The following is a 26685-nucleotide window of genomic DNA, read 5'->3' on the forward strand; positions in this document are numbered from 1 at the left end:
TCATAACAGCGACTTTTTGAACGTAAAATAATCTAAGTTATTAATTTAAAAACAGTTAATCTGCTGGTAAAGTAACACTCATGCAAAACGAACTTGATGTATTACGCCAGCAGTTAGCGAAGCAAGAAGAGATCATTGCTCAGCTTCAGGCACGTAATAACTACCTCGAAGAACAATTCAGACTGGCCCAGCAAAAACGCTTCGGGGCCAGCAGTGAGTCGCATCCGGCGCAAGCTGACTTATTCAATGAAGCCGAAACGCTGGTTGAAGAGGTGCCAGAGCAAGACGTTGAAACCATCGAATATCAGCGTAAAAAGCCAACGCGCCAGCCTCTGCCAAAAGACCTCCCCCGCGAGCGTGTTGTCCATGACATCGACAACAAACAGTGTGGCTGTTGTGGCGGTGAGCTGCACAAAATGGGTGAGGATGTGAGCGAAAAACTGGAGTTTATCCCGGCCCAAGTCAAAGTCATTGAACATGTCAGGCCAAAATATAGTTGCCGACAGTGTGAAAAAACGCAAACCCAGATCAGGATAGTGCAAGCACCTGTACCACCTAGTCCAATCCCGAAAGGCATTGCCACGGCGAGTTTGCTCAGCCAGATCATCACCAGCAAATATCAGTACGGTTTACCGCTGTATCGGCAGGAAAGCCTGTTCAAACAATATGGTATCGCGCTTTGCAGACGCACCATGGCAGACTGGATGATCCGCTGTGCCAGTTTATTCAAACCACTCTACGACAGGCTGCACGACGTGTTGCTACAGCAACCGGTGATACAGGCCGATGAAACCACGGTTAAGGTGGTGAAAGAAGACAAACAAACTAATTACATGTGGCTGTATTGCAGCGGCACGGACTCGCCTGCGCCAGAGGCAAGCATCCCCAATATCGCCCTGTTCGACTATCAGAATAGTCGCGCGGGTCGCTGTCCTGTGGCATTTTTACAGGGCTACAACGGCTATCTGCAAGTTGATGGTTATGCAGGTTACGAACAAACACAAGCGACACTGGTTGGTTGCTGGGCACACGCAAGACGCAAGTTCAAAGAAGCTGCGGATGCGCAGGCCAAAGGTAAAACCGGCAAGGCGAACTGGGCGCTCAACCATATTCAAAAACTATATCGAGTTGAAACAGCGCACAAAACAGCAAGCGCTGAGGTGCGCCAAGCTGCACGGGCACAGCAAGCGGCTCCGCTGCTGGCACAGTTTAAAACCTGGTTAGATAAATCAGCACAAACGGTGGTTCCAAAATCAAAGCTGGGCGAGGCTGTCCACTACACGCTAAGACAATGGCCGAAACTTATCCGCTACCTGGATGACGGACACCTAAAGATAGACAACAACCGAGCAGAGCGCGCAATCAAACCGTTCGTGATAGGGCGAAAGAACTGGCTGTTTAGCTTCACCACAAGTGGCGCTGAAAGCAGCGCAATCCTCTATAGTGTAATCGAAACCGCCAGAGCAAACGGCCTGACCCCATTCGACTATGTGATGCACTGCTTAAACGAATTGGCTCAACCACAGTGTGATATCGACAGCTTACTACCCTGGAATGTTAATCTCTAGGTGTGGTTCGCTGCACGCTCACTATGTATTTACCATCCGAGGTAACCGTAGCGTAAGTGACATTTCGCAAAAAGTTATACAGTTCACTGGAAGAGCTCCAAAAGGATCTGGACGAGTGGATAAATTACTACAATAATGACCGAACCCACCAAGGGAAAAATGCTGTGGCAGAACGCCACTTGAAACATTATTAGATGGGAAATCGATCTGGGTTGAAAAAAATTTAGCCCAAATCTAGGCTGACAGTCACCGATTGAAAAACGGGTAACTGTCAGGTCAAGTCTGAGCTAGTACACATATACCAACGCGAGCAAAAGATCTCGTTTTCACCCTGTTGATGATATTAAGGCAGACCCGATTGATAGGCCGACATCGCTGTAAGCAGTTTATTGAACATCATAATATATTCAATCTCTTCTGGATAAAGGCTTCTCTTAAAAAAATCAAGCTCATCACTATTGAGCACTCCATCTTGGTTAGCATCTGAAATATAAAATAAATCCGTAAGCATTAATTCCACATCCGATAAATATAAAGTAACCTGGCTATCGGTCGTTGCTAACGCTTCCTGCTCGCCTTCAAATGCTTCTCTATTCATGACATAAAGATATCCTATGGATGAAAGCTCTTCCTTAGACAAAGCCGCGTCATGATCAGAATCATTTTCAGCCATTATTCCTCTTGCGATGATTAAAACATCACTGGGGTACTTTATCTGGTTTATATTATCAAGTCTTTTTTTTACAGATGAAAACCAGTTGTAAAAACGGTCTATTTGTTCGTTGTCGGCCTGTTTATTTACCTCAGCATCAACCAATGGCTCACATCTTCCTTCATCAGTGTTCACCTTGGCGACCTCATCGCCGATCGCCTCAATATCAAAATCATGTCCTATTAAGTTTTTATTTAAACCCAGCGGCTGAGGTAGTTCCTGCTTTTCCTTATCCAAAACAGCACCCTCCTTGTCTTGCCTTCTGTCAAATGCAGCCGTGAAAAAAAACACCATCAATGCTACCATTAGATTAGACAAAATAAGCAGTTTTAAAGATATTTTCATTATCACCTCCCCCATAATCACAGCAGCAAACGTGCAGGTTCCTCCATGAACCTTTGTAACAACTCTAATCATCATCAATCAATGACGAGTAAAACGTTTGGAGTTCGTCTATCGACTGATGAATTATAATTCCCATAAGGGGTCTTGTATTTTGAATTCCAATGACTGACATATGCATTTCCCACTACATCCCCTTTTAATGTGCAAGTTTTTACATTTTTATGGATGCAGTTTGTTCTACCAGTAGTAGTCGGTGATTGTATAGTTGAAGCACTGAAATTAGCCGCAAGTTGAGAAGAACCACTTCCATCCAACAACATGACGCTGTCATATCCATCGGAAACAGCAAAAAATTTCTTCACATCATCTATCGTCAAGCCTTTTGCACCAGATGCCCGGCCTCCCTGTACCACTAAAAATTTCATTTTATATTCACCAATTTTGTAGCCTACCGCAGTTCTTGCAACAGCAGAAGATGCTTTGTCTTGAACAAATTTAGGCAAATAAATTTCACCTCTATCAACTCCATTTCTGCGAAGTAATACTCCGGAAAAAGCGAGACTTTTAGATTTAATTCTTGGTTCAATATCAAATCTCTTAGAATCATCTAAATCTCCATTGCTATGTATTATAAGCGTGGAAAATGGCGCATCATCAACACCTGAAGGAAGCTTCTCCTTGTCCCCAAAGTGTGAGTAATATTTTTTATTTTCATTTGAATATAAGGTGCCTAGATTTAGGCCACAAGCCTCTTGATAAAGTGGTTTCCACACACTTTGGTTAGTACTTCGATTAGGGAAGGGCGTCAAATCGAAAAAGCCTAGGTTAATCCCAACTACTTTTTTGTTTGTATTTTTATTATGATAATGGTTTACATAATTGATTACAGGTTTCATTGGTACTAGGTCGTCGCTACGACTAGTGGGCTTGTATATACCGTTTTGAAAATTATAGACTTGTTTACACGTCAGACCGATTCCGCTAACACAAAATTGTCTAGCGGTACTGAATGAATTGTCCAGAGAGTCACACGCGACATCAAACTCCCCCAGTTTTGGAATTGTAAATTTCACCTTACGTGTATCCTTTATCACTAGTAGAAACCCCTCTAAATTCTTAAAAGAAGTTCCGTCTGTAGTATTATGATTTTGATCTAATTTGAATAAATCTATATTCGCGCTAAACGCAGTTGTCGATATCAGCCCAATACACAAGCTGACACCTAGTGACAATGGAATTTTAGCTAATTTACTATTAATCATGATATCGCTCCTAAACATTAAGAATAATCAAACAGCACCGCAAAAACATTAACCATCTACACACTCTTAATTATAGAAAGCAACACAAACCAAAGATCACGGCACCCAACCTACCAAAATTAAAACGCACAAAAAACCATGATAAATAAAACCAAATACCAATAATATATTCAAATAAAAATATAAAAACCGTTTTAGTATTATTTTTCTCAATTAAGTAGAATGCGCGCTCTTATTCATGGTAGAACAATAAATAACTTTACAATTTCAATACTAAAAAATTCTAATTCCAACCATTCCTCCCACATCAACACTGCGTCTATACCATGATGATAAAAAGGCAGTTTTGTTTAATTTATAAAGCATTCATCACTTGCTTTCCCTATCTTCTCCATAAAGGAGTAGTATTGCATCAGCGACAGCTCTTTCACCGTTTGTGTCTGATGGTAAACCTGTTAATTTATGGTCTATCACCATGACACTGGACCCACCACCGTCAAGGTTGATTGCTGAAGTCGCACCAAGAGAAAGAAGCACTTTTGCGGCTTCATAAACCGTTACGCCAGAGTTAACTTTTGAATCACGTCCGTAGACAACAACGATGTAGATCTCACCGTCAGAAGCTATTCCAACCAGGGTTCTTGGATGTCGTCGATTAACCCAGCTATCAAAAAATGCCGCACTTTGATTTTTTTCATCGTTGCTGGCAATTTTATCTTTCTCATGCTCTGCAAGTTTGCCGTTTTCACGGCTTTTTGGACTCCATCCTTCGTACTCCCAGCGCATGGTTTGTATCTTTCCATCAAATAGTAATGATGGTCCTCCGTTGACTAGGTACGTGCCTTCATTGAGAGAAATGGGGTCCTCTCCACTTTTCAAAGAAGTTGAAAATATGACCTCAGTACCGATATCAATATCTGAAAATAAATCTAGCTTCCTTGACCCGGTTGCAATCACTAATATATTTGAAGGTGGAACTTTGCTTAAGTTGGAGGGGTTTATTGCAACGACTTTGCTTTTGTCATCGATGAGTATACTAAATGTCCCCTCGATTTCGTTCATACTGATATCGCCAAAAGAATCATTAAATACGATAAGTTCATCATTTGTCAGACATAACGAGTCATGTGAACTAGTGATTAGTTTTTCATCAACGATATAGCCGCAATTAAGTTTTTTCCCAGGTTTTCGGTTTAACCCATTTACTGGAAACTTTTTATCTCCGACGCTAAGCATCATTGAAGTAGTAACATCCGGCAAAATTTTCATCGTCAGGCTAGGATTATTGTTTATAAGTAGGGCTGGCCGGCCATGAACCGCTTCGCTTACAAGCATGCCATCAATCACAGATATTCCCGCTGGATCTCCCACAATACCAAGGGATTCAGAATACGAAAAATAACCGCCATTCACGCCAGCAAAAGCCCCTAGTTTCTTTGATATAGATGAAACAGTAGAAGTACCTTTAACAGTACCATTAGCCAGCGTCGCAATTACTCGTCCTCTATACTCTTTCGGTTTTATTTTCAATATTGAAATGAGCTGGGGCCCACGAATACCCGGAAAATACGAAGCATTATTAACTGTAAACAATGAGTTAAGCTCACCTGACTCAAGCTTGGCTAGTTTTGCGGTGGCAACATCAGGAAAACTGGATATGATCACCCGATAGCCAACGTCAAACTGCTCCGAGCCTATCAAACCTGCATTTGTAACACTGAAATTAAAAGCCTTTCTATCCCAATCGGCATGTCTTTCAATAAAGATTTCTTCAGCTCGATTTTTCAAATCGTTGGCATCATTTAATGTTAATAATTTGCTGACTAGAATGTAGGAGTTTGACCCATGGGTTACCTTTGCTTCTATATAACTTACACCGGGGCCTAGCGAAACTTGGGTCATATTCTCTTTAGATAAAATAGTATCAACGCTTAGCTCTTCAGGCATTGTGTAGCTTGCATGTGCGGCGAAAAAGACAGTTGTCGCAAGAATAAAAAAAATGTGTTTCATAAAAACCAGCATTCACTTTAGGACTCTGGGGGCTTCCTTCCCACTCCGAGCCGACTTTAACGGAAACTTATACCCTAAGCCGATTTTCTAACCTGCACGGGGAAAGTTAACTAAAAGACATAACGTGCACCAAACATCACGCGTCTATCTAGGTTATTGACACCATAAGGAAGAAATCTGTCGGTTGACTGATTGACGATTTGCTCTTCAGTAATATTGAGAACTTGAAGCTGCAATTGGAGATTATCAGAAACCGCATAATTGGCTGAAAAGTCTAACTGACCAAAATCATCAGTAAAACGCGGCACACCAAAGTCATCCGTAAAGTCAGCGAGATAACGCTCTCTCCAAGCATATGACAGCCTTGCGTCCAAGACTCCATTATCAAAATAAAGCGTTGCGTTATAACTTGAACGAGATAACCCAGGCAAACCTGTACTACGCACATCACCATCGGTGCCAAAATCAGCAGAGCTATCGGCATAAGTGAAATTGAAAACTGCACCAAAGCTCTCACTAAGCGGCTGCTGATAAGCTAACTCTAATCCACTAATTTCAGCTGAAACGCCATTTTCAAAACTCGTAAATACAATAGGTCCTTCGACAATCACACCGTCTGCTTGACGCGGGAATGAGCGAATTTCGGTGAAACTTGTTGTATCGATGAGGCCACCGATATCCTTAAAGAAAAGGTTAGCTGAGAAATACGCCTCTTCAGCAAAATACCATTCATATACCAGGTCGAAATTGTCAGAGGTAAATGGCTCAAGATTTGGGTTACCAGTGCTACCAGTACCACCGCCTTCATCAATACCATTAACCGTTTCCGATGGCGCTAAACTTGATAAGTTTGGACGAGTTAGCGATTTGGTGTACGCTGTTCTTAAGACCATTTCCTCTGCAATGTTGTATTTAAAATTAAAGCTGGGTAGATATCTAGTGTAAGTATTTGAGACTGAGACAGGTGTTATTTTTTCAGTTGGCTGAAACCGGTTAGCAACTGTATTACCGTTAGAAGTTTGCGTTGTATTTACAAGTCGTAAACCAACGTTGAAGAATACTTCATCAAACTCGAAGTTAGCTTGAGCATAGGCATTGATAGTTTCCTCTTCCACAGACCATGATTCAGAAGCATTAAAACCTGGCAGCGGTCTAATAAAAGTACCATCAACCGCATTACCACCTGGATAATAAACACTTCGAATTAGTGATGGATCTGCAAAAAGTTGTTGTAACGGCGCATTTGCACCTGAAACATCAAAAGGCAAATAACCAGCTACAGCGGCAAGACTTGGTACTACTCTTAGGTCATCTACATTTCGTTGTAGGCGCTCTTGGGTTTGTAACCTCACTTTTTTTCGGTCAGCATACCTAAAACCAAATTCGACAGAAGACAAGCTATTGGAATCGAAGTACCTCTCAAAATCTATCTGTGTACTTATCTCTTCATCTTCATCAATAGAGGGGCGTAATATAAATATATTGAACAGGAAGTCTTCTGGATTACTTGTAAAATCAGTTTCCGAAGAGCCAAAGTCGATAAAGTCACCTCGAACCCCAAACGACACGGTACCTGGATCAAACCCATTCTCATCTGCAAGTCGGAAGGAATATAAATCGAATTGACGCTCTGCCTTACGCTTTGAGTAACCAACAAAAGGCTTAATCACCCAGTTATCATTCAGTATCCACTCTGCTTTAGATGTAAGTTGAAGAAAATTCTCTTCAGTATCAATAAAATTTGTGCCAACACGCTGCTGTACACCTCTAAAACTTCCAGACGTCGCCACTCCATCTCGCTCTTCAAGTGTTACGACAGTACCGGGGTTTTCTACTGGCATGTCGTTACGGTTGGCAAGCCTCTCACTATCCAAAGTGGCATAAATGCCGTCAAAGGTTAACTCTAAATTATCGGATGGTCGATATTGGATTGTTAAGGTGCTTCCAACGCTATTTCTTTCTTCCAAAAAGTTATAATAGCGCGTACCGTTTGGAATTAGCGCCTCACTGTCGCCGCGACCAAATGACGAACCAGGACGCCATGACCCACCTTCGGCAGTGTCAGAACGAAAATTTGTATCAGCTAACGCCAAAGAAAAAGCGATACCGAATGTATCATCTATATTGTTCGAAACAAGAAATGAGCCTCGAGGATCTGTTTCTTCGCTCAGCTCACTGTAATTCCCTTGAAGCGATACACTAGCTTTCAAACCATCATAAGTTAGCGGTTTGGGCGTCTCTAGTGAAACTATACCAGCCATGCCGCCTTCTACATCACTTGCTGTAGGCGACTTTCTAATTTCTACGTTACTAAATAACTCTGAAGCTAGTAGCTCGAAATTAAAACCACGCTCTCCAGAACTTGTACCGAAGCGACCCCCGGAACCATTTCCAGTGCCTGACATTCCATTTATTTCAACACGGGTAAACTGAGGTCCAAGCCCACGAAGATTAATAGCTTGGCCCTCACCATTACTATTTCGATTAAGTGTTACACCAGGAACACGTTGCAAAGACTCTGATATATTCAGGTCAGGAAACTTGCCTAAGTCCTCAGCAGAAATTGCATCAATGACCCCCACAGCCCACCTTTTCTGTGCCAAAGACCGGTTTAAGCTACCTCTAAAGCCTTTTACTTCAATTTTTTCGATAGAATTTTCTTCTATTTTCTTTTCTTTGTCTTGCGCCACAATCGTGTTTGAATTGAACGATAATGTTATTGCTAGTGCAGGTAGAAACTTGGTTACTCTGCTATTCGAATGTTTATTATGTTTCATCTCTCACCCTCAGGCCTTAGGTTACAATTAAATTAACTATATTAACTTTGAGCACATACAACTCTGAGACAACTAAGTACACCTTCATCTGCATTCACTACATCCAAACACACTGAACACAAACAAAACTTATAACAACCCCCTGAACCATCCTTTTCACCTAGCTGAATTAAGAAAAATCAGTAGTTTATGTAGCCGCACATCACCAGCTTAGACACTCTACTTATCAACTTTGACTCTAATTCGGCCGTGATTAAGTACCATCACAATACTTAAAATATTACCCAAACCCGTCCCTGTCAATATATAAGTACCGAAATGGTACTTAATATTAGTATTAATGCAGAAACATCAATACTTTTGTATTAATAAAAATGCACTACAATGACCACTGCGATTTAGTATTGATATGGACTATATTGTGAAATTATGACAGTATTTCTCCTTGGATAATTACGGAATAAATAAAGGGAATTTTTAAATGGGAGAACGACTTAGTGCATCACAAGAATAAGCATGAAATAACATCAGGTATTGAAGAAGAGCTTAATAGTAGCCATAAAAAAGTACTTGAAGTTATCAAGAGAAATAAGAAAGCAACTCGGGCGCAGATAGCGAAAGAAACCAAACTATCCACTCAATCATTAACACGATTAACAAAGCAACTCATCTCTCTTGGTGTAATTTTAGAGCATTCCAGAACTGAGGGACAACGAGGACAACCCGCTATATATCTAACAATTAAAGAGAATGTTTTTTGCAGTGTTGGTGTAGTATTTGAACACGATCGAGTTACTGTACTTCTCGAAGATTTCAATGGCGAAATAATTCAAAAGCAATGTGAAGAAGGAAAACTTTTATCAGCACAAAAAGCAACTGAACTCGCTCTTAAAATGCTAGATAAACTTTTTGAATCAATTGACCCCAAAGTCACTGTATTAGGCATCGGCGTTTCTATTTCTGGCTTCTTTACCAATATCGAAGGTCAAATTTGTTCTCAACAAGATCCAATTGGTTGGTCGCATATAGATTTTCAAAAGATGTTTGCCGAACGCTATGACTGCCTTTGCTTTGTTGAAAATGATGGGAATGCAGCCTCAATAGGGTTTTCTCTTACCCCAACTGCTGCAAAAATGCAAAGCTTCTTCTTGCTGCTGTTTACACTCGATGTCGGTGGTGGTTTTGTTGTTAACGGCAGAATTGTTGACGGGGCATACGGAAATGCTGGCGAAATCGCAACACTGTTTAACTCAAATACAAGTATACCTAGGCCAACAATTGGCTCCCTACAACAGTATTTTAACGACACCATGGGTAAGTCGATAGAGTTTGAAGACATTCTTGAAGCAATTGACAACGAACACCCCACCGTAGAGTCTTGGATTATAGCTTGTGCAGAGTCAATGAAATACCCGTTAAAAGCCATCCAAAGTATACTCGATCCAAAGGCTATTATCTTTACTGGTCGATTACCGTCAAAACTGCAAAGAAAATTAGCCGATAGGGTCCAGATTTCCTCACCATCATTCGGTGGGTTAACCGCCCCGAAGCCTGATATTTTCATTTCGACAGGCAATAATATATTGGAAGCAGGCGTTACATCTATCCCAGCCTTTTACTTTTTTAGTAGGTAACCCATCATTTAGTCGATTCTAAATATTAACGTTTACGGGAGCAGATATTTTGAACTATCTCATTTAGAGTGAGTAGACAGCCCCTCTACTCTAGCAGTATTGTCTATCATAGTATCCTGTTCTCGCAATCAATAGGTACTTAGTCAACAGCATCTAACGAAAAAGTATGTTTACGCTGATATTATCACAGCTGGTATTTTCTCATTCGAAACAAGAAGCAATTAAATGTCAAAATTGCCTCTCTTTCCGAGGCAATTCAAAGTCGAAATATACTAAAAGTCTTATGATTTACCGAGGTTTTGTTCGTAGACCTTAAGTGCATGTTCTAAATCTTCTATCAAGTCTTCTACGTCTTCAAGACCGATGTGAAGGCGGACCACGGGGCCAAGTGTCCAACCTGTGGTTGAGCGCAAATGTTCCATGGTTTTATTGGCTGTAACTAAACTTTCATAGCCGCCCCATGAGAAACCCATTTTAAAATGGGATAAAGCATCTAAGAAACGGTTAATCGCCTTTTGGCTACCTGCTTTCATTACGATTGAAAATAAACCATTACTGCCATCAAAGTCTCGCTTGAAGAATTCATGACCGGGGCAAGTCTCAAAAGCGGGATGCCTAACGTGATCCACGAGCGGATGCGCTTCGAGCCATTTCGCCACCGTCATTGCCGACTGTTCGTGTTGTTTTAACCTCGCAGGCATAGTACGTAACCCACGTAGTGCTAAATAAGCATCATCTGCAGAGGTGCATTGACCAAGTAAATACGAGTGCTCTCTAAGCTCAGGCCAATAACGCTCGTTTGCAACGGCAACCCCCATCATGACATCCGAATGTCCAACAATATACTTGGTTGCCGCTTGAATGCTGATATCAACACCATGATCGAGCGGACGGAATTGCCAGCCATTACCCCACGTATTATCAAGCATAGTGATAACGCCACGGCGCTTTGCAACTTCGACCATCGCTGGTACATCTTGTACTTCCATGGTGATTGAACCTGGAGACTCCAAGAACAACACTTTGGTATTGTCTTGAATTAACGCGTCAATACCAGCGCCAACCATAGGGTCATAGTAAGTCGTCTCTATGCCATAGCCTTTTAACAGCTTATCGCACAAATCTCTGGTTGGTTCATACGCAGTATCCACCATCAGCAAGTGATCACCTGCTTTTAAAAATGACAGTAGTGACTGTGCGATAGCAGCAGCACCAGACGGATATAAGGCGCAACCCGCACCATTTTCAAGCTCAGTAATGGCATCTTGCAATGCGAAATGGGTATTGGTGCCACGACGACCGTAAAACAGGGTGCGATGTCCACGGCCTTTTATCGCTTCTTGCATTTCGGCAACGCTCTCAAAAACCACGGTAGAGGCGCGCTGAACAACTGGGTTTACTACCCCTTTGGTATATTCTGCTTTTCTTCCAGCAGCAACGATTTTTGTATGCTTTTTCATAATTACTCTTCTGATTGTGCACGCCAGTATTCAACTAAATATCTGGAGATAGAGTCTTCTCTGGTGAGTTTATAGCCGGGCTTTGTATCACCCCACTCTGAAAATGTATTGAGCTCCGCCCGTGAAAACCATTTAGCTTGCTCAAGCTCATCTTGCTCGACAAAAATTTCTGTGGTTTTCGCCTTCGCGATAAATCCAAGCATAAGTGAAGACGGGAACGGCCAAGGCTGTGAGGCAATATACGTAGCGTCGTACGCTTCAACACCCGCTTCTTCCATCACTTCTCTTATCACGGCTTGCTCTAACGACTCGCCGGGGTCAACAAACCCAGCCAGCGTCGAAAATACGCCTTCTGGCCAAACAGCCTGACGGCCCAACAAACAGCGTTCAACGCCATCAGGGAAAACATGAGTGACGAGCATGATAACGGCAGGATCTGTTCGTGGAAACGTCATATGGCGGCATTCTGGGTTAACACAGCGTCTTGCATGACCTGCTTCAACCATTTTATTGGGTTGCCCACAACGTCCGCAAAAGCAATGGGTTTTATGCCAGTAACATAAGCCTCGTGCAAGCACGCCAATTGAGCCTTGCTGCTTTGGCAAGTTACGGCCCACTTGGCGCATGTCGATGAATTCTGACTCGGAGTCGATAAAAGAGAGCTTGTCTCGTTGTTTGGAGACGTCAAGTGCAAAATAGCTGTGCGCTGCTTCGTCACGACCTAAGAATATCGCGTCTTGAAGTGCTAAATCAGCGACGTCTGCTCGAGAAAGATAGTGTAACTCGTTATCTCCTGTACGCACTAGGTTTGCGTCGTCTTGAATTAATAACCAGCGACTATTGTCACCCATTTGAGATAATAACCAGTTTTGATCTTTTCTTTCGTTAGATGCTCTGTCTAACGTCATTTGAGTGTAATACAGCAAGCCCCTATTCCTTCGTGTTCTGGAACAATCTATCCACCTCAGCGAGACTTTAAAACTACCATAGCGCAGAGGCACAGGCAAAAAAAAAGCCCATAAATGGGCTTTTGAAAACTACAGTGTGATTTCACACTACAGAGAGGCAGGGTGGGATTCCACTTTGCTTATAGATTAACCAAAGAGTAACTCCGTCCTAAAATCACCGTTCCAAGCTGCTCCTCTTCGTTTCGCTGCTAAACTGTCTTTTTTACCTTGATGTTGCCTAATTATGTTTAAGCATACTCTGTTGAACAAAGCGATGTGTGCCGCCCCGTCTGGGTCTGCTACCTTTAATTTATCTTCTTTGAAAACAACATCTAACACCCAGTGAAGTCGATTCTCTATGTGCCAATGTTTGCGTATTACTTTTGCCACTAACTCTGGCTCTACCGCCAATGAACTGACATAGAAGTGGGAGGTATAACTGGTTTTGTCGCCTAATTTACGACCTCTTGCAACCTCAATCACCGTTTTGACATGAGGCCATTTCTCTTTGAGTTTCTGCGGTAATTTAATCGGTAGTTGCATAACTAGACGACTTTCACCTCGGCCATGAGCATTTCCATTGCTTTGTGTTTCTTCGTGTGGGCCCATGCTGTCATAGTGAGCTGTAAAGTGCTCAGCGATAGCATTGTGTAAATTACGCTGATTGGCTTTGACTTGGATAATAAAGTCGCCCTTATTCTTTACTATCGTCTCCAACGTTTTCGTTTGGCAATGCAGAGCATCAAGCGTCACAATGCAACCTTTACACGCTAATATGTCGATGATATCACGGGCAATTTGACCTTCTTGACCCTTATTTTGCGCAGCTTGTTGATACAAGGCTAGGCCATTATCAACATCAAATGCACTAACCACATTTAGCGCATTGTACACATTGTCTTTCCAACAACCTCGAAGCACTTTTCCATCAATCGCAATGTGTGGCTTTTGAGCTTCTTCACGACGAGAATTAATCCAATCTAGCAGAGCCTTAAGCAAAGCATCGGTATTTAAAGCTTTGATTATGTTTGCAATGCAGTGACGTTTGGGTATGCCATGTTCAAAAGGACGATGCTGCCTTAACCAATCCAGTTGCAACTCACCAAACTCTTGAATTGATTTCCATCCATCAGCGCCACTAAGCACGGCACTCAAAGTTAAAAACAAGACGTCGACAAGATTATGTTTGATATTAACATCGGTTCTAGGATCTTCAATCCACTCTAAATGTGTGATGATGCTCATTGTAACGACCTAAAAAATTGCGATGCGCAATCAGATCATAAAACCCCAATACTCGTCAATTTAAAGTTCGATCCCGCCCTGACAGAGAGGCAAGATAGTCCAACAGCTTTTGATTTTCGTTTTCAATATGCTTATAGAATTCAATATCTTTTAACTTAGATGCGGCAGCTTCATCGATGACGATTACAGCGTCACGATGCATTTGTAGTGCCGAAGCCGGACACGCCGCAGTTAACGGACCTTCCACCATAGCAACAACAGCATCAGCTTTGTTTTCACCCGTCGCTAACAACACGACTTTTTTAGCATCTAAAATCGTGCCAATACCCATAGTGATTGACAAGTGAGGTTGGTACTCATCAGCTTTAAAAAAACGAGCGTTATCATCAATCGTCGCTTTCGTTAGGGTTTTAACCCGAGTACGTGACGTTAAGCCAGAAGATGGCTCGTTAAAGCCAATATGGCCATTTCTGCCAATGCCTAAAAGTTGTACATCAATACCACCAGCCGATTTAATACGCGCTTCATACTCGCCGCACGCCGTAATTGGATTTTTTGCATCACCCGGCGGTACGTGCGTGTTACTTTTATCAATGTTGATATGGTCAAATAGCTGCTGCTGCATAAAGTAACGATAACTTTGTGGGTGCGAGCCATCTAAGCCTAAATATTCATCTAGGTTGAAGCTGATAACTTCAGCAAAACTGATATCGTTCGCTTGGTTACGCTTAATTAATTCTTGATACAAAGCGACCGGTGTTGAACCCGTCGCTAATCCCAACACAGAGTTAGCTTTACGCTTTAATTGCGTTGTAAAAATGTCTGCACCATATGCTGCCACTTCGGCAGCGTCTTTTAAAATGACTACTTGCATACGATTAACCAAATGTTGAGATGATTAGAATAAAATGGGATCTGAGCCTTGCCTCGCGTGCAATCAAAGCAAGGTCAGATCGAACCTAATTGGGATACACAACATTAGGTTATTACCATTATGACAACGCTGTCATTATTATCAGAAATAATTCGCTTGTAAAGCAAAAGTGAAAAAAAATATGGATATTTTTTACTCTATGCAATCGAAAGGTGCTAAAAAGCCCATCGTTGTGGGCTTTTTGAAAGGATAGTTGTGAATATTATACGCTTACAAAAATACGGCGTTTATACATCCAATGCAGCACTAAAAGCTGTACCGCCAGTAGCCCAAAAACGGCCATTAACGGCTGCCACGCTGTTGGCACGGCGGCAATCACGCCACCGAATACGCTTTTACTAATAAAGGTCCAATTCACTAAGCTTGACGCCAAATAAATAATAATGGAGTTGGCTCCTATAATAACAAATGGATACGCCCAACGTTGAAAGCTGAGTACATCTACTATCGCGTAAAATACCGCAAGTAGAATTGCACTCCAGCCGACGGTTACTAGCACAAATGAGCTTGTCCACAATTCTTTATTAACTGGAAATTGCATGTCCCAAAGCCAACCTAGTGCTAGGACAAGTAAACCTGAGCCTGCCAAAATACCAACGGTTTTCCACTCTCCTTGCGTTTGGGCATTGGCAATCGCACGACCCGCAAATACGCCTGCAATCGCATTTACAATGGCAGGTAAGCTTGACAGCACACCTTCGGGGTCAACTGGACGATTTTGATAACTGATCCCAGGTAGCAAATACGTATCAATGAACGCATTCCAACTACCAACACCATTTGCACTTAAGTCCCCTGCTTGTCCACCAGGAACGGGGATAAAGCAAAGTAATAGCCAATAAAATAACAAGATGCCTACACCTACATAGGCTAAGGTTCGCAAGCTAGTATGCCAAACCAGTAAAGCACAAAAGAACCAAGCAAACGCGATGCGACCTAATACGCTGGCGTAGCGAACACTGTCAGGATCCATTGGGATCCCAGTTCCCCAACCATGGTTGTATAACACGCCAAAAGCACACAGTAACAAAAGGCGCTTCAGTGCTTTGAGATAAAACGGTTTACGTTCATTAAAGGGCAGGTGGTCGATACGTTTAGGCGACAAGCCCATCGCGACACCCGATAAAAAAATAAATAGAGGAAAGATAAGGTCATAAAAAGTAAAACCATGCCAAGGGCTATGAAGCGTATGCGCTTCAAAAGCCTTCCACCCTTGCCATCCGGTCAGTACAAACAGTGCCGCAAAAATAGACTGGCCACCTAAGATCCAGAACATATCCATGCCGCGTAAGGCATCTAAAGACGCAAGTCGCTTTGGCTTATTATTCGTTGTCATTGCTATTTATCCGCGTGAAAACATTAACGATGGATCGCTCAATCAAGCAAATCCATTTGCCTCAAGGTTAAGCTTCATAGACGTTGCAATCGTGAGCGTATCTTTAAGCAAATTGCTATCGCTTCTTGAGTTGTCGATCCACTCATACTTAACTAAATACCAGCTAAGCGTAAAAAAACAAAGCCCCGCGATACAGCTGCGGGGTTTTATCAGGGAAACTTAAACGGGTGTTAGTGTCCACTATTCAATTGCAGGCCAGTTATAACAACTGACCTCCAATATAGGTCTGCTTCACAATCAAGTCGCTGTCGAGCACCACAAAATCGGCATCAGCACCCGATCTTAGATGCCCCTTTTGTGATAAACCTAGATATTGTGCAGGGTAGAGAGAAGCCATACGTAAACTCTCGGCTAAACTTACGTTAAGCGTATTGACGGTGTTTCGCACTGCACTTGCCATATCCAATACACTGCCAGCCAGTTCACCGGTTGTTGAGTTTAACCTGTCGCCTGTACGAATAACTTTTCTGCCATCAAAAAAGTCAAACTCCGTATCATCAGTGCCAACTGGAGGCATAGCATCCGTCACTAGCATCATTTTGCCGCGTTGCTTAGTGCGAATCGCAAGTTGCGCCGACAATGGATGAACGTGATGACCATCAACAATCAAGCCACACCAGCTATTGTCATTCCAAAGCGCGGCGCCGACAACGCCAGGCTCACGCGACGTAAACGCAGACATTGCATTAAATAGGTGAGTAAAGCCATCAACGCCCACATTGAGTGCAGCATTAGCTGTGTCATAGTCCGCGTTTGAATGACCGATACACACTTTTACACCGAGTGAAATCAAGCGCTCGATATCGCTCAGCGGCACGGTTTCAGGTGCCAAAGTTACCATTTTGATACCTAGATCTTGACGCCCGTATACCGCAAACTCTTGCTCGGAGATTGGCCTGATGAACTTTTCGCTATGGGTGCCTTTTTTGGGGTGGGATAAGTGTGGGCCCTCAAAGTGGATCCCTAACACCCCTGACTGATTAGCAGCGATAGCTGCTGCTGTTGCGTCTGCCGCTTGTTGCATTACTTCAATTTTGTCAGTGATAAGGGTTGGCATTAATCCCGTTGAACCAAATTGGCCATGTGCTTTAACCATCGTCGCCAAGCATGCCGTGGATTGCTCGGCGTTAAAAAATGCACCGCCACCACCATTAACCTGTACATCAATAAAACCTGGTGCAACTAGTCCCGATAACTTAGATACATTGGCCGCTTGCGACTCATTGATATAACCAATTTGGCCGTCGTTTACTTCGAAGTAAACGTCTTTTCTAAAATTTTCACCATCAAAAAATTCTGGAGCAAAATAACATTGAGTCTTCATTAGTTCGCCTTTTTTAATTCTTGACCTGCACTTTGAATTGCAAAGTAAATTGCCCCATTTCAGGAGGTTGTTTAGGTAATTGGACTTGCTTTGCAACTTCTGGGTCGAGCCAAGGTTGTAGCGGCTCTGATAATCCGCCGATCATAGAGAGTCTAGGCGGGTTTAGTTCGAGTAAACGCTTCGCTAAACGACTAATATATTCTGCACCAGACTTTACGATAGAAAGGGCAATTTTATCATTTTGCTTGGCTTGCGCTAATACATAACGAGCCAGCTTTGCATAACCACTAGACGGCTGCCCTGCCATTTGTTCAGCAATACCCATTGCCCCTTTCGCACTGAAGTGCTCTAGTAATACTTGGCTCAAAGACGTTTTTTCGCCAAGGCCATCAAGATCGAGTAACGCAGCTTTTACCGCCTCTAACCCCATCCAAGCGCCACTGCCCATGTCGCCTTGCGCAAAACCGTGGCCACCATAGTTCACTGTTTTACCATCAACTAAGGCAAAACCACAGGAGCCGGTGCCCGTAATAATCACTGCCCCATCGCTACCCTCATGGGCACCAATACACGCGGTGTGTAAATCTGTGGTAAGGAACATTTGTTTAAAGGGATGCTCCCATTGCATGATTTTGTCATAGAGCGCGGGTAAGTTAACACCTGCAAGGCCAAGGCCTGCATTTAGCTCATGTACTTGTTCAACACGAAGACCCGCGTCTTGTAACGCCATTTGTGTCGACACCATGATGGATTCAAGCGTGCGCTCTAAACCATGTAAGGGATTCGCAGGACCGCCTAGACCCGTACCCAAAACGCCATGTTGAAGAGAATAAATTGTAGCGCGGCATTTTGTTCCACCACCATCGACGCCGATGTATAGTTGGTCTTGGTTAACCTGTTTAGCCATCATGTAAAGACCCCTACTTTGTTCTGGATTGGACCGCGTTATTATTTTCGTTAGACACGGTTTTTCATTCATGTTGAATTGATGTTACACAACAAATGACAGCGTTGTCATTAAATTTTTCAAGAAATTTCTTCATTTTGAAAAAAACTAATATTGCACAGTTTATGAGGATTGTCAGTGAAAAATTGCAATAATCTTCAAATTACAAGGACTAACAGAGATTAGAGGTTGTTAGACACATAATAAAAAAGCGACTCAATATTACATCAAGTCGCTTTATCAATTTAACCTTATGGTTCAGGTTATTCGCTATCGTAAGTCTAGGGCTAGATTACTTAACCCCAAGTTCTCTCAAACGCTCTTGCAAATAGCTATCTGCAGTGTAACGCTCTGACAACACAACATCCGGTCTTGGATGTAAGAATAGCGGCAATGAAATACGAGATTTCGTCGACGCTTTGCCCGTAGGGTTAATCACACGGTGAATTGTCGATGGGAAGTAATCACCCGACGCCTCTTGCAGCATGTCACCAATGTTAATAATCAGCGAACCAAAGTCGCATGGTACGTCCAACCAACTGCCATCTTGTCTTTGCACTTGTAGGCCAGGTTCATTTGCTGCTGGTAATACTGTAAGTAGATTGATATCACCATGAGCTGCGGCGCGAATTGCACCTGGTTCTTCATCACCAGTCATTGGTGGGTAATGAAGAATACGCAGTAATGTTTGCTCTGATTCTTTGATCATATCTTTAAGGTCAATAGAGAATCTCGCTCTCACATCTGCTGGTGCTTCAGCTTGAACCCAGCTTAGCAATTCTTGCGCAAACTCGCTCGCTAAACGGTAATATTCACGAATTTCCGCTTCTAATTGAGCCGGTACGCGGCCTTTTGGATAAACGTGAAAATACTCTTTGATATCTTTTACTGTAAAACCTTTCGCAACTTCAGATACTTCTGGTGGGAAGTAACCATCTTGGGTTTCTTTATTGAAAAGGAACTCGTGCTTTTCTTCTGAATTAAAAAATTCTTGCCAATGTTTGTAGATTGACTCAACCAACTCTTGAGGGATTGGATGATTTTTTAGTACACCGAAACCTGTGTTTCTTAATGATTCTACAAATTCTTTCGCAGCATTTGGCGATTGATAGTCTACGGTAGGTAACTGTTGCATAATGGTTCCACCAAAATTATTAGTAATTCGTGGTTATTTACTCAATTGCACATTGTGGCAAATAACGCACTTCCCGTGTCATCTCAACACTGCGTACCTAGTAGAAGGTAAGGCGTATGTTATCGGGTCTGTTAACCTAGGGGTTGTTTTTAAGCAATCAACTTGTATCTAACAAGCTTCTCTCAAAACAGCAACAGCAAAGGCTAAAAAGCCCTTATACGATCGTGTTGTCGATAATTCTTCAAAAAGTGTAGCTAATTACACTGTTAGTAGATGTACTTTTTAAAGATTACGTTTTAACAGCGAGCGAGCTTATTGAATTAGCGCAAATGATATAAGGACTTATGTCCGCTTTTGTATATAGGACCCGAGACTTTTGATGCAGATCAAGCATTATCTGGGGCATCTATCGGTATTTGGATATCCCATTCCAATCCATGTGGTGTATTTTTCACACTAAACTCTCCATTAAGTGCCCCTGAAACCAAATTGGCAGTTAAATTCGCGCTTAACCCTACATGGCCTGCATTACCTCTTTTTGTAGTAACAAATGGTTTTAATAACTCTTGTGCACTAATTCCTCTAAGGCCTACTCCATTGTCGGTGTAATTCACATGTAAATTGTTACCCGAGAGCGTAAAAGTGATGCTGACAAGGTGATCATGGTCAATCCACGCATGAGCGATGGAGTTTTCAACTAAATTGCTCAGTACCTCAACCAATGCTTGTCCATCCACATAAACCTCAGTTGTTGTGTTACCAACAAACTGGATTTGCACGTCTTGCTTTGAAAAATCTTTTTTCAATCGTGTTTCTATTTCTTTTAATTTTACTTCGGCACAGCTGCTATCTCGCTCAGACTGAGAAACTGACTTTAATAAGCTGACAAACTTAGCAACCTTTTCTAGATTGCGGCTGCACAGCGCACTGCTGTCTTTGACCTGCTCAAATCCCGTCACCAACCCATCCTGCGTAAGCGTGCCTGCTGCAAGTGCACTTTGTAGCTCTTGCATGACGCCCTCTAAAAAGGTGTTGGATGTAATACTGGTTCCGAGGGGGGTATTGATTTCGTGTGCGATCCCCATCACCATTTGGTTTATCGCTTTAGATAGCTGCTGTTTTACCGCTAACTTTTGCGCTTCAATTAACTTAAATTGGGTGTTTACTCTGGCGATGATTTCAGCGGGTTTATAGGGTTTGGTGATGTAATCAACACCACCGACCTCGAATGCTTGTACCAAGCTCTCGCTGTCTTCATAAGCACTGACAAAAACAACGGGAATGGCTGCCGTCGAATTGTCGGATTTAAGCACTTTACACAGTTCAATCCCCGACATATTTGGCATTTTAATATCGGTAATAATTAATTCCGGTTGGTGCTTTTTAACAATACCTAAGGCAATATCCCCACCACGAGCTGCTAACACTTTGTATCCTTCCTTTCTCAATATGAGCTGCAGCACTTGGAGGTTTTCTGGCATATCGTCAACAATTAAAATGTCAGACATGTAACGTTACTCAAGTCCTTAAAATAGACACTTTTTACAGCATAGCTTGAGAAATTGTATATCGCGACTATGTTTAAATATAAATTCACGCGTAAATAATAACTTATGTCCTCAAAAGCATTACTAAGTTGGATCGCACTTCTTGCCTTAATAGCAGCCTTAGGAAGCGCAACGCTCATCTACTACTCAACAACCTCGCACAGTACACTCGCAACCGACGTTAATACTGCTTATCACAACCACCTCTCACTTGAGATGTACAGCAAAGATAAAAACACCCAATGGCTAGGTGAAATAAAATCTGCGCCTGATCATGCATTACCGCTTCCGCTGCAACAAATTTATGAAACCCAAGCTAGGTTAAAATCACGGTTTTTAACAGGTATGGTTGAACAGACCGATTTGCCTCAAAGTTATCGAAACGCCATCTCACAACTACCTCTCATTGCAAACGCTAAACTCGAAACAAGCGCCAATCAACAACTACAAATACTGTTTATTACTGGTCTTGCTTTCGCGGCTCTAACGCTGTTTTTAAGCTTTTATGTTTGGTTTATGCGCACCAAACATTTCTCACCGCTCTATCGGATTGTCAATACGTTACGTGCACAAGCGTTAAACGGCGCCCCTCTTTCTGTAACGCCCACAAACAGTGACGCTGATGTAAAACGGCTCACACAAGCGATCCATGCTGCCAGTACCTCTCAAAGCCAAAAGTTGGCATCAGCCGCAATTATCGAAAACTATAATCGCGAGCTCAAATCTATCACCGGTTCCGAGCCTATTGTGCAGCACGCACTAGAGTTTATCGCCAATGAGTTCAATGCACCGAGTGTCTGTCTCTATGCCAATTTAAAGGACGACACGTTGTCGTTAGTGAAAAGTCATGGAGTTACACCAAACCATTCGATTATTGCCTCTACAATAGAGCTTTGCGCGGCAAATAACGAACCACAAGTACAACAAGAACCGCTGTGGCTCAAAGAACACGAAGTCGAGGTTAAGTTACAAGGCCGTTATTGCTTTCCACTAACCATTGGTAATCATGTTGTTTACGTGCTACTAGTCGGTAGTGCTCAGGCCTTGATTGACAGCCAATTCGAAGCGCTTGAATACTTGTGTAAGGACTTAAGCCTCGCGCTTGCCATTTATGAAAATATCGAAAAGCAACAAAAGGCAGAGTCGGCCTTAAGCGAACAACTTGAACTTACCCACCATATAATCAATGCTATCCCAAACCCTACGTACTACCGCTCCACTGACGGTATATTTATGGGGGTAAACAAGTCATTTTTGGCACTGTTAGATCAATTTGAAGTGGATGTGATTGGCGCCAAGCTAGACGAAGTTTTTGATTTAGGAATAGCCAGTCTGTTTGAGTCCAAAGCTCACGAAATTATCACCACAACCCAAGAGCAAACCTATGAAGTATTATTGCTAGATGGCCAAGAACAAGCACGGGAACTCATTGTATACGAGGCGCCATTTTTTAATGAAAATGCCGCTGTAGCTGGTATTGTTGGAATGTACCTTGATGTCTCAGAGAGAAACCAGCTACAACGTGAACTCATAGAAGCAAAAGACTCGGCCCAAAACTCGGCAAAAGCGAAAAGCGAATTCCTCGCCAATATGAGCCATGAAATTAGAACCCCAATGAACGCTATTATCGGCATGTCCCATCTAGCGCTCGCTACCGAATTAAATGCAAAACAGCATGACTACGTATCTAAAATAGATACTGCAGCAAAGCAATTACTGAGATTGATCAACGATATACTCGATTTTTCAAAAATCGAAGCTGGCAAAATCGAGTTAGAATATCAGCCCTTTTCAACAGAAAAGCTACTCGACAGTGTCGCCACCATCGTCAGTGTAAAAGCCCAAGAAAAGCAATTGGAGTTGGTCTTTGATCTAGACTCACAAGTGCCCTACTGTGTTGTTGGCGATCAATTTAGAATAAGCCAAGTACTCATCAATTTAGCGGGTAACGCGGTTAAATTCACAGAAACTGGTGAGGTTGTTATTCGTGTTACCCTCGTAAATATCGAAACAGGTTTAGCGAAAATTAAGTTTAGCGTGAAAGACTCTGGTATTGGCATGAACAAACGCCAGCAAAAAAACCTATTCCAATCTTTCTCTCAAGCGGATAACTCGATCACCCGAAAATATGGTGGTACAGGCCTTGGCCTCACAATTTCGCAACAGCTCGTCAAGCTGATGGGGGAGAAATATACGTAGAGAGTGAAGAAAATGTCGGTTCAGAGTTTTATTTCACATTAGAAATGGAAGTCAGTGATGAACTGTGTCAGGCGAAAATGGCCTCAACCCACTTATCGGAACTATCAGCGACAATCATTGACGATAACCAACACGCACTAGATGTTTTAAGCGGTATGCTAACAAACTTTGGTATGCAAGTTTCTTCTTATTTAGATCCTAATAAAGCATTAAATCAGTTTGTCCTAACACGGGATTTACCAGATCTTATTTTCGTCGATTGGCATATGCCAAAACTCGATGGTATTGAGCTTATTACGAAACTACAATCGCAAGTCGATGTGTCGAAAAGTAAGTTTATTCTAGTTACAGCTTATGGTCGGGAGTTAAATCTTACCGACGATCAAGCCAACTTAGTCGATGGTGTACTTTTAAAACCGATTAATCCATCAAATCTTGTGGACGTTATTCAAAATGCCGTGTTTGACTCACCGGAAGTTAGAACCACTATCAGCAAAAAAGAACAAACGATTAGTAAACAAGCACTAGATGGCTTATCAATTTTGGTCGCGGAGGATCAACCTGTTAATCAGGAGATCGCGGTTGAGATTTTATCTAGCTTCGGAGCGCAAGTGGCGGTCGCTGATAATGGACAAGAAGCCATAGACCTCGTGCATAGCAAACACATAGATATCATTTTAATGGATATGCAAATGCCAGTGATGGACGGTATCACTGCGACACAGAATCTTCGCATAGAGTTTGATAAGAATGCGCTTCCTATTCTCGCTATGACCGCCAATGCCATGGAAGAAGACATACAGACTTGTATCGATGCAGGCATGAATGGCCACGTCACTAAACCCATCGACGTTGAACAACTCGTTAAGAGTATTTTGAAATACGTAAATGCTGAGACCAGTAGCCTCTCAGCAGCGCCAGTAGCAACCCAACCAGAAATCATCGCTGCGGTAGAGGACGTTGATGAGGTTATTGAGTTTGAAGGCATTGATATTGCCGAGGGTATTGCTCGAGCCGCAGGCAACCAAAAGGTTTACTTCGATATCTTAGAAAAGTTCCTATCCCAACAGATTGAAGAGCTGATCAATTTAAAACAGGCTTTAGCCATTGAGAATTTTGAACTCGCACATAGCATGTTACATGCATTAAAAGGCGCAAGCGCTAACCTTTCTATAGTCCGGCTGACCGAAGAGTTTAAGCACATTGAGGGTTCTCTCAATGTGCGCCCACCTAATGCGAGCGAAATTGACGAGCTGATTAAATACGTTAAATATGCACTGGAACAATGTCAAAAACGCCGCAAGAGAGAAGCGTCTAAATCGCTAGAAAATGTAACTAAAAACAACACTGAAAAAGGAAGCAACAGCCAATTAGAAGAGCTAATTCAGCTCGCTTGTGCGTTAAGAGATTATGATACTCAAGCTACTGAATTGGTAGACTCGATTTCCGTAAGTAACTATTTATCTGAAGCAGAATTACAGAAATTAAAAACCGCCATCGCCCGCTTTGAATTCAATGAAGCTTTGATGATGCTAACATCGATTAAGCATGTAGAAGAAGCACCTGAGCTTAATGCAGGAAAAGGCGCACTGCATTAGTGCCATGGCTATATTTTATTCGAAGGCGAAGTGAAGATTTTGACGTAATAGAAAGGCCACATCAGTGGTCTTTCTATTACGTGCTTAAAGACATGTGCTTAAATAACCTCAGGTTAAATACGGTTTTACAGTCCTAACTGATCCATAAAGTCGTCATCTACAACATCTTCTTGCTGCGGCTTCGCCAGCTTTTTCTTCTCAGCCTGACTTGCAATAATGTCATCTGGGTCTACCGACTCAGCAATGTCAAAGTCATGCAGCTTAATAAACTCAGTTTTATCCATTGCCAATTCAAGATAGAAAATATTCTGACCTTGAGTGGTAAAGGTAACGCGTCTCGCCTGCGGGCGATCCATCGTTGTATCTACCGAGATCTGCACCTGTTTGTTGATAGCCATCATCTTAGGTTGGTTTTGTGTGATAGAAGTATGTAGCTGCTCGCGTACTTTGTTGGTGAAATCACCAACAATCTGGTTCATCAACTCACCCAATACGTTGGCAACGTCATCAGACAAATGACTATGCGCAATTTCTTCTTCAGGCATGCCCATGTTTCGCATGTAGTCGGTATACACCTCCATTGCTGCTTGCGCGGTAAAATTGGTAACGACTAAACCGGTAAACCCGCCATCAAACAATACGAAACAACCGATGTCAGGTCTCATACAGGTACGAGTGATCTTCTGTACCATCGCGGAATAGTTAATTTGGTTGCCGCTTGCCGACGACAGAACTTCTGTTACTGAGTGGCATAGCGTTGAGAGGATATCTTCTGTGCTAATCACTTTGCTTTTCGCCATTTTTGGTCTCATATTTACTTCTTATTATTAATAGTAGCCAAGCTACTGAATTTATCACTGACTATCCAGCATAAAATGCTAAAATAGCGAGATTATTTTCAAAGAGAGATTTAATGTGACGGGCAAAGACAGTATTTATGCCACTGAGCAAGCAGTAAAAGATTTCACTTTCGACGCCGATGTCGTCGAAGTGTTTCCAGATATGATCCAGCGCTCAGTGCCGGGCTACGCGACAATAGTAAGCACAATGGGCAAACTTGCGGGTACTTACGCGCAAAGTAACTCAAACTTATATGACTTAGGCTGCTCTTTAGGCGCGGTCACGCTAAGCATGCGTAGGAATATAGATAAAGAAAACTGTCATATCATTGCCGTGGATAATTCACAGCCTATGGTAGAGCGCTGCCAACTGCATTTAAAGGGCTTTAAATCTGACGTCCCAGTCTCGGTCACTTTAGGTGACATCAATGAAATAGAGATTAGCAATGCATCTGTCGTTGCAATGAACTTCACCCTACAGTTTATTCCACCAGAAAACCGCAAAGCGGTTCTCGAAAAAATATATCAGGGTTTAAAACCTGGTGGCGTACTGCTATTAAGTGAAAAAATCCGCGGTGAAAATGGTACTAAAGACAACTTACTTATCGACCTTCACCACGACTTTAAACGCCACAATGGCTACTCAGAACTAGAGATCAGCCAAAAACGCACCGCGATTGAAAACGTGATGCGCACGGACTCGTTAAGTACCCATATGACAAGATTAGAGGATATTGGCTTTAATCAAACTCAGGTGTGGTATCAGTGCTTTAACTTCTGCTCAATGGTAGCTATAAAATAGAGGCA

General features: G+C 42.4%; 18 protein-coding genes and 2 pseudogenes. 6 read left to right on the top strand and 14 right to left on the bottom strand.

Annotated features, from left to right (window positions below; genetic code table 11):
• The first annotated feature begins 80 nt into the window (after positions 1–80).
• A complete protein-coding gene (gene tnpC, locus B1L02_RS09535) occupies positions 81–1568 on the top strand; it encodes an IS66 family transposase (protein ID WP_088530846.1) in 1488 nt (495 codons plus the stop codon).
• 56 nt (positions 1569–1624) lie between these two features.
• Positions 1625–1806 (top strand): annotated as a pseudogene (locus B1L02_RS09540) (IS3 family transposase); the annotation flags it as partial.
• A 105-nt stretch (positions 1807–1911) separates the two neighbouring features.
• On the opposite strand, the gene B1L02_RS09545 reads toward B1L02_RS09540, so the two are convergent.
• The 4 genes from B1L02_RS09545 to B1L02_RS09560 form a co-directional block, all read right to left on the bottom strand.
• Complete coding sequence (locus tag B1L02_RS09545; protein WP_151208244.1) at positions 1912–2625, bottom strand: hypothetical protein; 714 nt, start codon at positions 2623–2625, stop codon at positions 1912–1914.
• Positions 2626–2699: 74 nt separating this feature from the next.
• Positions 2700–3887, bottom strand: coding sequence for a phosphodiester glycosidase family protein (locus B1L02_RS09550; RefSeq protein WP_157757230.1), 1188 nt, complete (start codon positions 3885–3887; stop codon positions 2700–2702).
• 369 nt (positions 3888–4256) lie between these two features.
• On the bottom strand, positions 4257–5897 hold the full coding sequence (locus B1L02_RS09555) for a phosphodiester glycosidase family protein (RefSeq protein ID WP_157757231.1): 1641 nt from the start codon (positions 5895–5897) through the stop codon (positions 4257–4259).
• Between the two features lie 110 nt (positions 5898–6007).
• Complete coding sequence (locus tag B1L02_RS09560) at positions 6008–8674, bottom strand: TonB-dependent receptor (RefSeq protein ID WP_088530850.1); 2667 nt, start codon at positions 8672–8674, stop codon at positions 6008–6010.
• Positions 8675–9171: 497 nt separating this feature from the next.
• Between B1L02_RS09560 and B1L02_RS09565 the strand changes: the two genes are divergently transcribed.
• A complete protein-coding gene (locus B1L02_RS09565) occupies positions 9172–10308 on the top strand; it encodes an ROK family transcriptional regulator (protein ID WP_088530851.1) in 1137 nt (378 codons plus the stop codon).
• Between the two features lie 281 nt (positions 10309–10589).
• Here the strand turns inward: B1L02_RS09565 and B1L02_RS09570 are convergent, their stop codons facing one another.
• The 9 genes and pseudogenes from B1L02_RS09570 to B1L02_RS09610 all read right to left on the bottom strand — a co-directional run bounded on the left by B1L02_RS09570 (position 10590) and on the right by B1L02_RS09610 (position 21203).
• The gene (locus tag B1L02_RS09570) at positions 10590–11768 is read right to left on the bottom strand and encodes a cystathionine beta-lyase (RefSeq protein WP_088530852.1); all 1179 of its coding nucleotides are present in this window, start codon (positions 11766–11768) and stop codon (positions 10590–10592) included.
• A gap of 2 nt (positions 11769–11770) precedes the next feature.
• On the bottom strand, positions 11771–12676 hold the full coding sequence (gene nudC, locus B1L02_RS09575) for an NAD(+) diphosphatase (protein WP_088530853.1): 906 nt from the start codon (positions 12674–12676) through the stop codon (positions 11771–11773).
• A 186-nt stretch (positions 12677–12862) separates the two neighbouring features.
• A complete protein-coding gene (locus B1L02_RS09580) occupies positions 12863–13960 on the bottom strand; it encodes an ISAs1 family transposase (protein WP_088530854.1) in 1098 nt (365 codons plus the stop codon).
• A gap of 55 nt (positions 13961–14015) precedes the next feature.
• Positions 14016–14834 carry a glucosamine-6-phosphate deaminase gene (nagB, locus tag B1L02_RS09585; RefSeq protein ID WP_088530855.1) on the bottom strand — a complete coding sequence of 273 codons (819 nt, stop codon included), beginning with the start codon at positions 14832–14834 and terminating at the stop codon, positions 14016–14018.
• Positions 14835–15096: 262 nt separating this feature from the next.
• Positions 15097–16230, bottom strand: coding sequence for a transmembrane glucosamine N-acetyltransferase NagX (gene nagX / locus B1L02_RS09590; RefSeq protein WP_088530856.1), 1134 nt, complete (start codon positions 16228–16230; stop codon positions 15097–15099).
• A 259-nt stretch (positions 16231–16489) separates the two neighbouring features.
• On the bottom strand, positions 16490–17614 hold the full coding sequence (gene nagA, locus B1L02_RS09595; RefSeq protein WP_088530857.1) for an N-acetylglucosamine-6-phosphate deacetylase: 1125 nt from the start codon (positions 17612–17614) through the stop codon (positions 16490–16492).
• Positions 17614–18524: pseudogene (gene nagK / locus B1L02_RS09600) on the bottom strand (N-acetylglucosamine kinase). Before nagK ends, nagA begins: the two are co-directional and overlap by 1 nt.
• A 328-nt stretch (positions 18525–18852) precedes the next feature.
• Positions 18853–19695, bottom strand: a complete 843-nt coding sequence (locus B1L02_RS09605; RefSeq protein ID WP_017219251.1) for an isopenicillin N synthase family dioxygenase — start codon at positions 19693–19695, stop codon at positions 18853–18855.
• A gap of 386 nt (positions 19696–20081) precedes the next feature.
• Positions 20082–21203 carry a hybrid sensor histidine kinase/response regulator gene (locus tag B1L02_RS09610; RefSeq protein WP_088530858.1) on the bottom strand — a complete coding sequence of 374 codons (1122 nt, stop codon included), beginning with the start codon at positions 21201–21203 and terminating at the stop codon, positions 20082–20084.
• A 105-nt stretch (positions 21204–21308) separates the two neighbouring features.
• Here B1L02_RS09610 and B1L02_RS24395 point away from each other — a divergent pair, with 105 nt between their 5' ends.
• Together B1L02_RS24395 and B1L02_RS24400 are read left to right on the top strand one after the other, a co-directional pair.
• The gene (locus tag B1L02_RS24395; protein WP_232003173.1) at positions 21309–23441 is read left to right on the top strand and encodes a histidine kinase dimerization/phospho-acceptor domain-containing protein; all 2133 of its coding nucleotides are present in this window, start codon (positions 21309–21311) and stop codon (positions 23439–23441) included.
• 44 nt (positions 23442–23485) lie between these two features.
• A complete protein-coding gene (locus tag B1L02_RS24400) occupies positions 23486–25039 on the top strand; it encodes a response regulator (RefSeq protein ID WP_232003174.1) in 1554 nt (517 codons plus the stop codon).
• A gap of 125 nt (positions 25040–25164) precedes the next feature.
• On the opposite strand, the gene B1L02_RS09620 is transcribed toward B1L02_RS24400, so the two are convergent.
• Complete coding sequence (locus B1L02_RS09620; protein WP_088532258.1) at positions 25165–25839, bottom strand: DUF3334 family protein; 675 nt, start codon at positions 25837–25839, stop codon at positions 25165–25167.
• 115 nt (positions 25840–25954) lie between these two features.
• Here B1L02_RS09620 and cmoA point away from each other — a divergent pair, with 115 nt between their 5' ends.
• Entirely contained in the window at positions 25955–26680 is a 726-nt protein-coding gene (cmoA, locus tag B1L02_RS09625) for a carboxy-S-adenosyl-L-methionine synthase CmoA (protein WP_088530859.1), read from the top strand.
• The last annotated feature ends 5 nt before the right edge of the window (positions 26681–26685 follow it).

The sequence above is a fragment of the Pseudoalteromonas piscicida genome, from assembly GCF_002208135.1.
GTDB classification, from domain to species: Bacteria; Pseudomonadota; Gammaproteobacteria; order Enterobacterales; family Alteromonadaceae; genus Pseudoalteromonas; species Pseudoalteromonas piscicida_A.